The organism is Peribacillus sp. NPDC055009, assembly GCF_053608705.1.
This window is the reverse complement of record NZ_JBSGVZ010000006.1, coordinates 20958-34613: the sequence shown is the minus strand read 5'-3', so window position 1 is coordinate 34613 and position 13656 is coordinate 20958. Positions and strand designations below refer to the sequence as shown.

Annotated in this window: 12 protein-coding genes; all 12 read right to left on the bottom strand. The window is 42.1% G+C overall.

Annotation, left to right across the window (positions count from 1 at the left end; translation table 11 throughout):
• Positions 1-163: 163 nt before the first annotated feature.
• Entirely contained in the window at positions 164-1534 is a 1371-nt protein-coding gene (rlmD, locus tag ACWF5P_RS11385; RefSeq protein WP_101225003.1) for a 23S rRNA (uracil(1939)-C(5))-methyltransferase RlmD, read from the bottom strand.
• Between the two features lie 452 nt (positions 1535-1986).
• Positions 1987-2562 (bottom strand): GNAT family N-acetyltransferase, encoded by a 576-nt coding sequence (locus ACWF5P_RS11380; RefSeq protein WP_101225005.1) that lies wholly within the window; start codon positions 2560-2562, stop codon positions 1987-1989.
• Between the two features lie 62 nt (positions 2563-2624).
• Entirely contained in the window at positions 2625-3539 is a 915-nt protein-coding gene (locus tag ACWF5P_RS11375; RefSeq protein ID WP_101225006.1) for a diacylglycerol kinase, read from the bottom strand.
• A gap of 180 nt (positions 3540-3719) precedes the next feature.
• Complete coding sequence (locus ACWF5P_RS11370; protein WP_434168357.1) at positions 3720-4646, bottom strand: LiaF transmembrane domain-containing protein; 927 nt, start codon at positions 4644-4646, stop codon at positions 3720-3722.
• Positions 4643-5707: a hypothetical protein gene (locus tag ACWF5P_RS11365; RefSeq protein WP_434168356.1), complete on the bottom strand. Its 1065-nt coding sequence runs from the start codon at positions 5705-5707 to the stop codon at positions 4643-4645. The genes ACWF5P_RS11370 and ACWF5P_RS11365 overlap by 4 nt, the downstream gene beginning before the upstream one ends.
• A complete protein-coding gene (locus ACWF5P_RS11360) occupies positions 5700-6167 on the bottom strand; it encodes a hypothetical protein (protein ID WP_101225009.1) in 468 nt (155 codons plus the stop codon). The genes ACWF5P_RS11365 and ACWF5P_RS11360 overlap by 8 nt, the downstream gene beginning before the upstream one ends.
• On the bottom strand, positions 6164-6706 hold the full coding sequence (locus ACWF5P_RS11355) for an RNA polymerase sigma factor (RefSeq protein WP_452444887.1): 543 nt from the start codon (positions 6704-6706) through the stop codon (positions 6164-6166). The genes ACWF5P_RS11360 and ACWF5P_RS11355 overlap by 4 nt, the downstream gene beginning before the upstream one ends.
• Before the next feature lie 154 nt (positions 6707-6860).
• Complete coding sequence (gene gatB / locus ACWF5P_RS11350; RefSeq protein WP_101225011.1) at positions 6861-8288, bottom strand: Asp-tRNA(Asn)/Glu-tRNA(Gln) amidotransferase subunit GatB; 1428 nt, start codon at positions 8286-8288, stop codon at positions 6861-6863.
• 12 nt (positions 8289-8300) lie between these two features.
• Positions 8301-9761 (bottom strand): Asp-tRNA(Asn)/Glu-tRNA(Gln) amidotransferase subunit GatA, encoded by a 1461-nt coding sequence (gene gatA / locus ACWF5P_RS11345; RefSeq protein ID WP_434169594.1) that lies wholly within the window; start codon positions 9759-9761, stop codon positions 8301-8303.
• A gap of 12 nt (positions 9762-9773) precedes the next feature.
• Positions 9774-10064: an Asp-tRNA(Asn)/Glu-tRNA(Gln) amidotransferase subunit GatC gene (gene gatC / locus ACWF5P_RS11340; RefSeq protein ID WP_076372748.1), complete on the bottom strand. Its 291-nt coding sequence runs from the start codon at positions 10062-10064 to the stop codon at positions 9774-9776.
• 350 nt (positions 10065-10414) lie between these two features.
• Entirely contained in the window at positions 10415-11584 is a 1170-nt protein-coding gene (locus ACWF5P_RS11335) for a CamS family sex pheromone protein (RefSeq protein ID WP_101225013.1), read from the bottom strand.
• A gap of 11 nt (positions 11585-11595) precedes the next feature.
• On the bottom strand, positions 11596-13602 hold the full coding sequence (gene ligA, locus ACWF5P_RS11330; protein WP_434168355.1) for an NAD-dependent DNA ligase LigA: 2007 nt from the start codon (positions 13600-13602) through the stop codon (positions 11596-11598).
• Between the last annotated feature and the right edge of the window lie 54 nt (positions 13603-13656).

Here is a 13656-nt window from a genome sequence, read left to right as displayed (position 1 = left end):
GGTAAAAAGGTCCCAATCATTTAGACCGGGACCACAGTTTGTAGGGAAAAGCGCGTCTAGGGAGACCCGCGGAAAGCGAGTGCCTTTAACAAAAATCAACGTCCAAATTGTACAAGCCATAAAAAAACTGTAGGCCCAGTCAATTAGACCGGGCCACACTCATTCATTTCAACTCTAATAACACTACATTTTCAACATGTGTCGTCATTGGGAACATATCGACAGGCTGGATATCAACCGCTTTATATCCGCCTTCTTCCAATATATGAAGATCACGCGCTAAAGTGCCTGGGTTGCATGATACGTATACGACTTTGTTAGGTTTCATCTCGATGATCGTATTCAGAAGGGATTCTTCACAACCTTTGCGAGGCGGATCCACAACGATGACATCCGCAGTGTTGCCCTTTTGATACCATTCAGCAATAACGTTACCTGCGTCGCCGACCATGAATTCTGCATTTGAGATTTCATTCAATTCAGCGTTGCGGCGTGCGTCTTCTATCGCATCTTCGACCACTTCGACACCGATTACTTTTTTCGCTTTTTTAGCTAAAAATAAAGAGATGGTCCCAATGCCGCAATAAGCATCTATCACCGTTTCTTCACCCGTCAGCCCTGCATATTCAAGAGCTTTATCATAAAGGACTTTAGTTTGGTCTGGATTGATTTGGTAGAAGGATTTTGCTGAAATCGCAAACTTCACATCACCGATCATATCATGAATCACTTCGTCGCCCCATAGTACAGTCATTTTATCGCCCAAGATAACATTCGTTTTCTTGGAATTCACGTTTTGAACAATGGATTTCACTTGCGGAAGACGTTCAACGATTTCCTTCACGATGGTTTCGATGAAAGGAATACTTTTCGTTCTTGTAACAAGAACAATCATTAATTCGCCTGTTTGCTTGCCATAACGGGCCATGATGTGCCGTAAAACACCTTTATGTGCCTCTTCATTATAAGCAGGAATACCAAGTTTACTGAAAATCTCCTTAACAACTTGAACGGCTTCATTGATCACTTCATTTTGGATAATGCTTTCTTTCGTTTCAACAATTTCATGTGTCCGCGGTTTGAAGAATCCAGCTATTAGCTTGCCATCCTTTTCACCAACAGGTACTTGCGCTTTATTGCGATAGTGGGTTGGGTTCTCCATCCCGATGATCGGGTGAACCTTCGCATCCTCAAGTTTCCCGATTCGTGTCATCACTTCACGCACTTGCTTTTCCTTGAATTCCAACTGTCCTTCATAGCTCATATGCTGCAGCTGACAACCACCGTATTTAGGGTAATCTTCGGTCGTGACCTCAACACGGTATGGACTGTTTTCGATAATCTCCATCAAGCGGCCGAAGCCATAACCCTTATTAGCTTTCATCACTTTAATTTTTGCTTTTTCACCTGGAAGGGCGCTCTGAACAAAGATCGGGTAGCCATCGACTTTAGCGACGCCAGCCCCTTCATGTGTTAAATCTTCAAATAAAACCTCTATAATATCATTTTTAGCAACTGGTGCTGTTTTTTTCATATCATCTTCTCTTTTCTTTTTTATGCTAGCCTGTATTTTACCACAATAGAGGCCTTGTCACAAAACCACTCACCAATTTACCTTGGTTTTCATAAAAATATAGTGGAAGGAATTACGGATTTTTCATAGTTCCATGAATAAAAGTTCACTAAAAAAAGAAAAATAAGGAAAAACAGATGAGGTGAGGAAATGGGTTTATTTAACTCTATATCGGCCTGGAATGCTACAAGGTTAGAAAAACATCGTGCAAGTATGGAGGAAAAAGGCCTCTGTCCAGATTGTTACGGACGTGGATACAGCTCCTTCGTACCTACGGAATATCATTTTTCCGATATACACGACTGTCCCGGCTGTAATGGCACCGGCGCTTACGCTGATTGGGCCGCCATGAATGGACAGCAAATGTAATCGCATACAGTGCCATATATTAAATAAGTAAAAAGGACCCCCTGTTAAACAGGAGGTTCTTCTATTTCCTTTACCATATAGCGAAATTCATGACCGCTAATCGGAATGGTTTTAATTTCCACATACCCCAATCTGCCATAGAGACGATTCGCCGCTTCATTTTCCTTTTCAACAACCAAAGAAACCCTTGGATATCCCTTATGTTTAGCATATCCCTCAACATATTGAATCAGTGCACTGCCAATACCTTTTCCTTGAAAATCCGGGTCAACGGATACTGTATCCAAATAAAAGTCTCTCATTTCCGCTTCCTTATCGAGCGTAACGCTTGGGTCTTTCATCTTCATCCTTAATTGTTTCACTATCGGTTCATCCAAGCTTTCGGCATCCTTGCCATGGTAAGCAATGATCAATCCAGATACTTGTCCATCATGTTCACTGACAAGCGTATTTTCATAGCTGACCCGATTCCCACTTTTCCTGAACAAATCGGCAAGAACGGAAAGTATCTTTTCTTCTTCCGTTTCACCAGTCAAAACCTCTGCAATTTCCTTAATCGCTAACCGGGTCAATACGGCTGCCTTTTTTGCATCGTCCGGTGTCGCTTTCCTGATATACATGTTTGTAATTCTCCTTGCTTCATTAAACTGAAAAGGCCACCAGATTCAGTGGCCACTTCAACCTATTTATTTGCCGGATCATCCGGCAGTATTCCTTGCGGGATGAATACATCAAAATGGCGGTACTGATTTACGAATTCAGCTGGGGCCATCCCGCCAAATTCCCCATCCAAGTTAAGCATCATGTCCTTTTTGGCATGTACTTTAATTCGATTGGCTTTTTCATAAATGACGTTTTTATCATGTATATGTTCACCGCGCATTGCCAATGTTGCGACACGGACAATATCAGCGAGGTTTGCCTTTTTCAAAATAAGCAACGTGAACATTCCATCATTCAAAGAGGCGTCAGGAGCCAGTTTCTCGAAGCCGCCGACCGAATTCGTGTTAGCCACCAAGAAAAGCATGATCTCTCCTTCAAAAAGCTTTCCATCATATTCAATAGAAACTTCCGTCGGCTTAATTGAAGGAAGCATTTCAATTCCTTTAATATAGTAGGCTAGCTGACCAAGCATGGTTTTCAGCTTGATTGGCACGTCGTAGGTCAATTCGGTCAATCTGCCCCCTCCAGCAATATTGATGAAATACTTATCGTTCATTTTCCCGATATCGACCGGCATCGTATGCCCACCGGCTATAATTTCGGCCGCTCCTTCGATCGACTTCGGTAAATGCAGCGCCCGGGCGAAATCATTGGTCGTTCCCGTCGGAATGATTCCTAGTTTCGGACGTTTCTCTGCAGTGGCCAGTCCATTAACAACCTCATAAATCGTACCGTCGCCCCCTGCTGCAATAACTACATCATAGCCGCGTTCAATCGCTATCTTAGCCGCTTTCGTCGCATCCCCGGCACCGGTCGTCGCATGTGCAGAAGCTTCATAACCAGCTTCTTCAAGTTTTGCTAGCACACCTGGCAGGCTCTTCTTAATGGCTTCCCGGCCCGAAGTCGGGTTGTAAATCAACCTTGCTCTTTTCATTTCCCATCATCCTTATACATATTGATTCCATAATTTACATCTTAATCCTTCGTTACATGAAAAGCAATATTCGAAAAAAAGAGGACCGTATTTCGGTCCATATCTTTTACATTTTACTAGAAATCGCATCAGGGAAAATTATAATGCTTTTTACAATTTTATTCTAGTAAATGATTTCAATCATGGATATTGAACGTTCACGTTAAATGTATCGGTAACCATTAAAGTATGTTTCCCATCACCAGTATTGAATATCCCATTCTTTTTTACAATGCCTTCATCACTTGTTCCTTTTTTCACTTCAGTCATCTTCCAGCCACTCTCGGGGCCTTCAAGTTCCTCGACCCCTCTAGCATCTATCTTGATATCACTATTTTCCTGAAGGACTACACTTAGGTTTCCGCTGTCCTTCACACTCCAGTCATTCAAGAGCTTTCTAGGCTTCAAGACAAGATCGGTACTTTGTCCGTCAATTTCCACTGCCAATTCAGCAGGGATTATAAGGGTTGCCTTAAGATTCCTTGTACCACTGTCCAAAAGTCCATTTTGACTCGGTAAATCCTTGAAGCTAATATAAAGAGTATCACCATTTCTTTCAACAAGTAAATAATCTTCCGCTTTGTTCAACAATGAATCATCATCTTCCATTACCCGCTCACCATATGTTCCAAAAACGGAAACTTCTTCGTCCTTACCACTTTCAATTGTCAATGGGTATGAACCAGTGTCCAGGACAACTCTCTGTATGCCCTTTCCTGCCTTTTGATTGAAACCAGGCAAATTGACCGTTTTCTCTTCACTATTAACGGCAGCCCTAACTTGATCCAACAATCCGCTGGATGTAAGCAGAATTAAAACTATTCCCGTCGTTCCAAGCAATCCAACGAAAAGAATGCTAAGAATATCATACTTTACAAAAGAACTTTCTTTTCTGGAAAAATAAATATAAAAGAGAATCTCTGCACCCAAGATAATGAACAGCAACGGCCACCACGATAGCAGAATCGTCGTCAAATTCATATCAGAAATTTGAGAAACGAGTAAAACAAAACCCAAACCAACCAGGGAGATCCCCATTGAAATCGTTCCGACTCTCCATGTTCTCATTTAGTCTCCTCCTCGACTCCACCTTTTTTACTTCCCGACAGCAGTTTGATTCCCCCGCCTATGAGAAGGATGCATACAAGTCCTTTTTGAAAATAATCTCTAAACCAATACTCCAAGTTGTTTCCAATCCATTCATCCAAATGAGGGGCAATGGCCGGGACGATTATATTACTGGCCAAGAAATAGATTCCAATCCCGACCAACCCCAATCCTAGCCATTTTTGGTGATTGACCATACCCGAAATGATGGGCGTATCTTCTACTGGTCCCTCTTCCATTTTCGAGGCTTTTTGCAATCCATCAAAAAAACTATAAAACCAGATAATCGGAATAAGGAAAAAGAAGAAACCTAACCGGAGTAAATCCAGTATGTAAATGGCGAATAAAAAGCCGGCCATCAATTGAATTCCACGTTTTTGCAGCCCCAAATATAAGTGACCTGCACCAGGAAAAATGGCGAGTAAAGTCGCGACCGATTTACTCTTCTTCCCGGATTCCCTTCTCTCCTCGAAGTCTTCCAAAACGGTCCGATCGATAAGCTCCTCACCTCTTTGCTTTTTATTCAGCTGTTGAACAGAATCAAAAAAGCTGTAAATCCAGATAACAGGCAATAATGCCATGAATATCAACAGACCTTCCAATTGTGTCATCACACTGATGAATACAACCATGATGCCAAGGCCTAAAAAGCCGATGAGAAAAATGAGTCCCCGATTCATGAGACCCAGCTGAAAATGCCCTAATCCTGGAACGAATGACAGGATGATTACATAAAATCTTTCCGTCTCCGGCTGATCGGCCCCTACATTCTCTTCATTTTTAGGATTCCTCAGTGAGGTGACCACCAAATCAAATATACTGATGAAATAAAACACCATTCCAATAACGGAAAAAGCCAGAAACGCATCCGATTGACTGACCAACGAAAGAAATAGACCTCCAAGCCCCAATCCAGCCGTTGCAAGAAAATAAAATAACCCTTTATATTTCCTTCCTAGGTAAAAATGTCCGAAACCTGGCAGAAACGATAATAAAAAAGCTAATACCGGACTTTTATTCATTTCTAAACCCCTCCTTATTCTTCTTTTCGATTGTGTCCATCCAATTAAATGTTTTATCAATAAGTCCATCGGTTAAGGACTGCGTTTCCCTTCCGCTGCTTGATTCCACAGAATCCACGTATTCCGTCAATGATTGAAATACTCCGCCTGCCATCAATAAAATGGTAAACCCGGCCGCGATCAGGTAATGTCTTGTAATCGTCCGAAGTGATTTCTCTTTTCGGTGTTGTTTAGCCTCTTCACCAGAACCTTCTTTCAATCGGCTAATCGAGTCCATGACCGGACCTGCAATATCAAATCCTTCGATGTCCAGACTGGTTTCTTCTTTTTCCATCGCTTCCATATAGGCGGACAAACACTTGTCACAGGAGTATAGATGATTTTCATATTCAATTTTTAGAGCCTCTGGTATTTCATCTGCCAAATATGCAACCCATTCTGCTTCAGGAACATGATTCACGAAAAATCCTCCTTTTTCCAATGTTTTCTCATCCAATTTCTTGCCCGATATAGCTTTACCTCGACAGATTTCACTTGAATATGCTGTTCCTCTGCAATTTGCTTGAATGTCTTTTCCTTTATGTAATAGCTATATACAACATCCCGATATCCCTCTGGAAGGTCATTCAGCTTCCGTAATACTTGCTTTCGCCTTTCATTCCGAAAGAAAACCGCCTCGACATCATCCGTTAAGCCCAAATTAGCTTCCGATGAATGTTCTTCCTGCAATTCTTCCTTTTGGCGTTCCCTCTTTCTCTTTAAATCGATTGCATGATTTACCGCAATTCGGGTAATCCAGGTTTTGAAACCTTGGTTCTTATATTGAGGAAGAGAAGTGTAGATTTTGATAAAGACTTCCTGGGTAACATCTTCTGCATCCTTTTGATTCCGCAAGACGGAATAGACGGTCCTATAAATCGTCTGTTTATATGTTTCAATCAACATTCGGAATGCATGATCATTCCCAGCCCTTACCTTCTCAACTAACTCATCCGTCACTTCTCTTCCTCCTTTCCTTTTAATCATTCATGTAATAGACGCACAAAAAGGAGTTACCCCTACAGATAACTCAAAAATTTTTTCGTTTTTTTACAGTAAAATCTTTTCTTAATCAAGAGAAAACCGTACCACTTTAAAAGTGATACGGTCAATATTAACGTTTATTGATTTCTTCCACCAAAATTTTATTAACAAGCTGTGGATTGGCTTGTCCTTTTGTCGCTTTCATGATCTGTCCGACAAGGAAGCCGATTGCTTTTTGTTTACCGGCCTTAAAATCTTCAATTGATTGCGGGTTATTATTCAATGCTTCTTCAACGGCTGTACGCAATGCGCCTTCATCGGAAATTTGGACTAGTCCCTTCTCCTTGACGATCGTTTCAGCATCCCCGCCGTTTTCAATCAATTCTTTGAAAACTTTTTTAGCGATTTTAGAAGAAATCGTGCCATCTTCAATCAGCTTGATCATTCCAGCCAACGATTCAGCAGTCAATTTGACTTCATGCAGCTCTTTACCTTCTGCATTCAAGAAGGCGGAAACCTCACCCATGATCCAGTTAGATGCCAGTTTTGCATCAGCTCCTGAAGCGACTGTCGCTTCAAAGAAATCAGCACTTTCTTTCGTTACCGTTAAAACGGCTGCATCATATTCAGGTAAGCCAAATTCTTCGACATAGCGTTTTTTCCGGGCATCCGGAAGTTCCGGAATCTCGGCAGCGATACGCGCTTTCCATTCTTCATCGATATGGATTGTCAATAAGTCCGGTTCCGGGAAGTAACGGTAATCATCGGAGCCTTCCTTAATTCGCATTAGTACCGTTCTGCCTGTAGCTTCGTCGAACCGGCGTGTTTCCTGTTCGATTATGCCGCCTTCATTCAAGATTTCCGCTTGGCGGATTTCTTCATGCTCCAACCCTTTGCGGACGAAGTTGAATGAGTTCAAGTTTTTCAATTCGGTTTTCGTACCGAATTCTTTTTGGCCGACAGGTTTCAAGGAAATGTTGGCATCACAGCGAAGTGAGCCTTCTTCCATTTTACAATCGGAAACGCCGGTGTATTGAATGATGGATTTCAATTTTTCCAGATATGCATAAGCTTCTTCTGGGGAAGTGATATCCGGTTCGGATACGATTTCAACTAGAGGCGTACCTTGGCGGTTATAATCACAAAGTGAATAGTTCCCTTTATGTGTCAGCTTTCCAGCATCCTCTTCCATATGAATGCGGGTAATGCCAATTTTCTTTTTCTTGCCGCCCACCTCAATCTCAATCCAACCATGCTCACCGATCGGCTGATCGAATTGTGAAATTTGGTATGCTTTAGGATTGTCCGGGTAAAAGTAGTTTTTCCGGTCGAATTTCGTAATCTCCGCCACTTCGCAATTCAGGGCAATTGCAGCCTTCATTGCAAAATCAACAGCCTTTTTATTGACGACAGGCAATACACCTGGGTAGCCTAGGTCGATTACAGTCGTGTTACTATTTGGAGCGGCACCAAAATGATTTGGGCTCGCTGAGAAAATTTTAGAATCCGTTTTTAATTCTACGTGTACTTCTAGACCAATCACCGTTTCAAAGTCCATTTTTTTCACCCCTTACAGCTTAGGAACTTGTTTATGAAAATCTGTTGCTTGCTCAAATGCGTGAGCCGCGCGGTAAATCGTGCTTTCATCAAAATGCTTACCAATCATTTGCAGTCCAAGCGGAAGACCATTCGCTGCGAATCCACATGGCACGGATATACCCGGTACACCAGCAAGATTGACTGGAATCGTCAAGATATCATTCGCATACATCGTTAATGGATCGTCGACTTTTTCACCAATTTTAAATGCAGGCGTAGGTGTAGTCGGCCCAACGATGACATCGTATTTTTCAAAAACATCTTCAAAGTCTTTTTTGATTAACGTACGTACTTTTTGAGCCTTTTTATAATAAGCATCATAATAACCTGAACTTAAGGAGAAAGTTCCAAGCATGATACGGCGTTTCACTTCGTCACCGAATCCTTCTGCACGGGTTTGCTTATACATTTCTATAAGTGTTTCTGCATTATCTGTACGGTGTCCGTAACGCACACCGTCAAAACGTGAAAGGTTAGCAGAAGCTTCCGATGAAGATAGCAGATAATAGGCAGCTAAAGCATATTTGGAATGCGGCAAGGATACCTCTTCCCATTCAGCTCCAAGCCCCTCTAATACTTTTAATGCTTCAAGTACGGAATTACGTGCTTCTTCACCAACGCCTTCACCAAGATATTCCTTAGGCACAGCTATTTTCAATCCTCTAACATCGCCTGTTAATGAATTCACAAAACTCGGCACGTCAACATTGGCAGAGGTCGAATCCATTGGATCTACACCTGAAATCGCTTCAAGCAAATAGGCGTTATCTTCAACCGTTCTTGTAACTGGCCCAATTTGATCCAGTGAAGACGCAAATGCTACTAGTCCGAATCGGGAAACCCGTCCATATGTAGGTTTTAAGCCGACAACTCCACAATAGGCAGCTGGTTGGCGGATCGATCCACCCGTATCGGAACCTAAAGAGAATAGGACTTCACCGGAAGCGACAGATGCAGCTGAACCGCCCGAAGAACCGCCTGGCACATATTCCGTGTTCCAAGGGTTGCGTGTTGCCTGAAATGCGGAGTTCTCATTGGAAGAACCCATCGCAAACTCATCCATATTCAATTTCCCGATCGTAACCGTTTCTGCTTTCTGTAGCTTTTGAACAACGGTTGCATCATAGATTGGATCAAAGTTCTCCAAAATTTTGCTCGCACAAGTCGTACGCAAATTTTTAGTGACAATATTATCCTTCACTCCGATTGGCATACCAAATAAAGCGCCTTCGTTCTCGCCTTTTACCAATTGATCATCCAATCGTTTTGCTTGATTGCGGGCGTTTTCTTCATCAAGTGTCAAAAATGCCTTCACCTTGTCCTCTACTTGTCCGATTCGCTTATACGATTCGTTAACAAGATCAGTGACACTTATCTCTTTCTTATGTAAGCGTTCATGAAGCTCAGAAACCTTTTGTTCGAACAACGACATCATTGTCCCTCCTTATTCAATTATTGATGGTACACGGATATATCCTTCTTTGCTATCCGGTGCATTTTTAACTACTTCTTCAACTGGCAATCCCGGTTTTGCGACATCTTCGCGCATAACATTCTTCATATCCAAAACGTGAGAAGTCGGGTTTACTTGATCCGTATCAAGCTCATTCAACTGCTCCGCGAATGAAATCATTTGGTCAAGCTGATGCTGAAACTGTTGTGCTTCTTCTTCCGTAATGGCCAAACGAGCCAAATGGGCAACGTGTTTAACTTGTTCCATAGAAATACGTGACATTCTCTTCACCTCCGAAAAAATATCCAAATCGACTGAATTTCGTCGCTTTTCTCCATATAATCATCGTTTAAATCATATCAAACTATTACACAGTAAAGCAACAAGAGATACAATGTCGAAATTCAATTATTTCATAAGGAAAAAGAGATATTTTCCGGGAAATATGGGAAAGTTGCCGGAATTTCCGGGGAAATGACAATAAGTCCTTTAAAATTCGACAAATGTTCCCTTTTTAAAGCAGTTGCTCCCTAAGATGGAAGGGTTTACTTCCTGTTTAAAGGTTATTTTGGATACATTCCCATTTAAAAGCGGGACACAAAAAAGATGAAGCCGCTAAGCTTCATCTTTTTTCATTCATATATATGAACAGTTGGTTCGTCCTGATTCGCTTCACGGACTATGAGTGCTTCAGGTCCATTTACAGAGGTGATGGATACCTGTACCGCAATATAGTTCGGGAAACGTTCCATTACAAGGCCAGCAACATATTGGGTAAAGCCGATCGCTTCGGAGTTCCCATAAAATTGAATGGGGATATCGATGTTCAGACTTTGCAATTGATCATCCATATAGAACGCCCTGCCGATGACTCCGTTAAAGTTAGGGAAGTATTCTTCGACATCTTCTTTAAAGTTCGTGAATGTATTGACGTCATCACGGTATTTTTTTTCAGCCCCTGCAGAAGGAAATAGGAAATACTCTTCGTCCAAGTTCGTCCATTTTCCAATATTGTCAGAGTTTTTATCGATATTCGTATAGGAAATGAAATTCCCAGGGACTACTGAAGATTTTTCATTTTGCTCGAATAAGGCAATCGTAATCGGAACATTTTTCAGCTTGTCCATTTTACGCAGCCTTTTCAGGACTTCTGCAGCAATTTTCTCCCCTTCTTGCTTTAGCTTTTTACTATCGATTTTATTTTCATAGGTGGCACCGAATTCTTCCTTTTGATAGTAATGCACTGAATTCAACGCAAGACCTATTACAACTCCGCCAAGGCTCACTGAATTATCTTTTGTTTTTACCAAGTAATTATGTTCTAAAATATGGGCAAGATAGATCGGATTTTCTTCATTCCGCTTATCAATGTCACCTTTACCCGGATCAACCGGATTCAAGCCAAGGTTCTCTGAGGCTTTCTTCTTCTTTTCTTTCAACTGACTATCGGTATATTTTCTGTTCAGCCAGGAAGATATCGTGGAACTATCTAGCATTTGCCCCTCTTGAAACAGGTAATCTTCCGGGTCGAATTGGGTTTGCGCCAACCGCATCAAACCATTTTCGAATTCTTCAATGTCATATCGGGTATTTAGATTGGATACGACCAAACCGCGTGCTTTTGATGGTTCAAACGGTAGGATTGTTTGATAATATTCTTCCGAAATTTTATACTTCGGAATAATTGCCGATTCTTTTTTGTCTTTGGAGTCTTGAACTACCTCTTGCTTATCCTCAAAACTAGGCGCACATCCAGCAAGAAGCAGTATAAGAATCATCCCCAAAATAGAGTGTTTCCTCATAGCTACACCTCTTATTTATTTAGTTCCTCAATCAGTCTCTCTTCATCCCATACCATGACGCCTAGGCTTTCAGCTTTTGCCAGTTTGGAACCGGCATCTTCGCCAGCTACGACCAAATCGGTTTTCTTGCTGACACTTCCAGCAACATTAGCTCCTAGCGCCTCTAATTTCTCTTTTGCTTCGTTACGTGTTAACTGATGCAGTTTCCCCGTTAAAACGACTGTTTTACCGGAAAAAATGGAGTCGATATCTTCTATAGCAACAGCTCTTTGCCCTTTGAAAGTAAGATTCACACCGGCTGCATCCAGCTCATTCAATAATGCATGGACTTCTTCCAATTCAAAATAAGCTACGATGGAATCAGCCATCTTATCGCCTATTTCATTAATGGCCGTTAGTTCTTCACAGCTCGCCTTGCTTAAGGCCTCCATCGTCCCGAATTCCCTCGCAAGCGTCTTGGCAGCTTTGGAACCAACATGGCGAATGCCCAGCCCGAATAGTAATTTTTCCAACGAGTTGGTCTTCGAATCTTCGATTGCTTGAAGAAGTTTATTGACGGATTTATCCCCCATCCTTTCCAAAGCAATCAGTTGATCGTATGTAAGCTTATAAATATCAGCCACATCTTGTATGAGTTCTTCTTTAAATAACAAGCTAATCACTTTTTCACCAAGACTGTCTATATTCATTGCTGTACGGGAAACAAAGTGAATCAAACCTTCCCGTATTTGTGCAGGACACTTCGGATTGATGCAGCGTAAAGCAACCTCCCCGTCCAGCCGGACAAGTTCACTGCTGCATTCCGGGCACTCAGTCGGCATCTGGAACTCGACTTCTTCCCCTGTACGGCGGTCTGCCAGCACATTGACTACCTCTGGAATGATATCGCCCGCTTTTTTCACGACCACTTGATCTCCGATTCTGATGTCCTTTTCACGGATTAAGTCTTCGTTGTGAAGTGAAGCTCGCTGTACAGTGGTACCTGCTACCCGAACGGGATCCAAAACTGCGGTAGGAGTCAATACACCCGTACGGCCAACATTCAGCTCGATATCCCTTAGGGTTGTAATGACTTCTTCAGCTGGGAATTTATAAGCAATCGCCCATCGCGGACTTTTTGCAGTAAATCCTAATTCATCCTGCTGTTCAAGAGAATCCACCTTTACGACAATTCCATCAATATCATAGGCTAAGTTTGGACGTTGTTCCGTCCATTCTACTATATAGGCCAGCACTTCTTCTATATTCGAGCATCTTTTTCTTTCCCGATTCGTCTTAAATCCGAGTCGATCCAATAAATCCAGACCCTCACTGTGGGAACGGACCCCTGTTTCGCCCAAATCGGCAATCGCATAAAGGAAAATATCCAAGTTACGTTTCGCAGCAAGTTTTGGGTCAAGCTGCCTTAACGAGCCCGCAGCTGCATTTCTTGGGTTTGCAAATGGTTCCTCACCGCGTTCTTCCTTAGCCTTGTTTAATGATTCGAATGATTTTTTTGGCATGAAGGCCTCACCGCGCACTTCTATGGCAACCGGCTCCCGCAGCTTCAATGGAATCGATTTGATCGTTTTTAAATTAGCTGTAATATCTTCACCGATCGTTCCATCTCCACGGGTTGCCCCTCTTACGAAATATCCATTTTCATATTGAAGAGTGACTGCAAGTCCATCAATTTTCAATTCACATACATAGGAAAAATCGTCACCTACAGATTGTCTGACCTTTCTGTCAAAATCCCGTAAGTCACTTTCATTGAAGGCATTGCCTAAACTAAGCATTGGTGTGGTATGCTCCACTTTTTCAAACATATCCAAAATGGCGCCACCGACCCGTTGTGTCGGTGAGTCCGCCGTTTGCAGTTCCGGAAATTTCTCCTCATACTCAATAAGTTCACGGAGCAGACGATCATATTCAGCATCAGGTACTGATGGCTGGTCCATGACATAATATTCATAGCTGTATTGGTTCAACAACGTTTGCAGCTCTAGAATTTTCTTCTCTGCAGCTTGTAAGTCCATACGTTCAATCCTTTCTAAAGAAGACTCCACCGCACTTCTTATAGAAGAGCGGTG

Coding starts and splice junctions, on each gene's coding strand:
- rlmD (WP_101225003.1), bottom strand. CDS start 1,534: ATGAAAAAAACAGCACCAGTTGCTAAAAATGATATTATAGAGGTTTTA.
- ACWF5P_RS11335 (WP_101225013.1), bottom strand. CDS start 11,584: ATGAGGAAACACTCTATTTTGGGGATGATTCTTATACTGCTTCTTGCT.
- ACWF5P_RS11370 (WP_434168357.1), bottom strand. CDS start 4,646: ATGAGAACATGGAGAGTCGGAACGATTTCAATGGGGATCTCCCTGGTT.
- ACWF5P_RS11365 (WP_434168356.1), bottom strand. CDS start 5,707: ATGAATAAAAGTCCGGTATTAGCTTTTTTATTATCGTTTCTGCCAGGT.
- ACWF5P_RS11380 (WP_101225005.1), bottom strand. CDS start 2,562: ATGTATATCAGGAAAGCGACACCGGACGATGCAAAAAAGGCAGCCGTA.
- ACWF5P_RS11375 (WP_101225006.1), bottom strand. CDS start 3,539: ATGAAAAGAGCAAGGTTGATTTACAACCCGACTTCGGGCCGGGAAGCC.
- gatA (WP_434169594.1), bottom strand. CDS start 9,761: ATGTCGTTGTTCGAACAAAAGGTTTCTGAGCTTCATGAACGCTTACAT.
- gatB (WP_101225011.1), bottom strand. CDS start 8,288: ATGGACTTTGAAACGGTGATTGGTCTAGAAGTACACGTAGAATTAAAA.
- ligA (WP_434168355.1), bottom strand. CDS start 13,602: ATGGACTTACAAGCTGCAGAGAAGAAAATTCTAGAGCTGCAAACGTTG.
- gatC (WP_076372748.1), bottom strand. CDS start 10,064: ATGTCACGTATTTCTATGGAACAAGTTAAACACGTTGCCCATTTGGCT.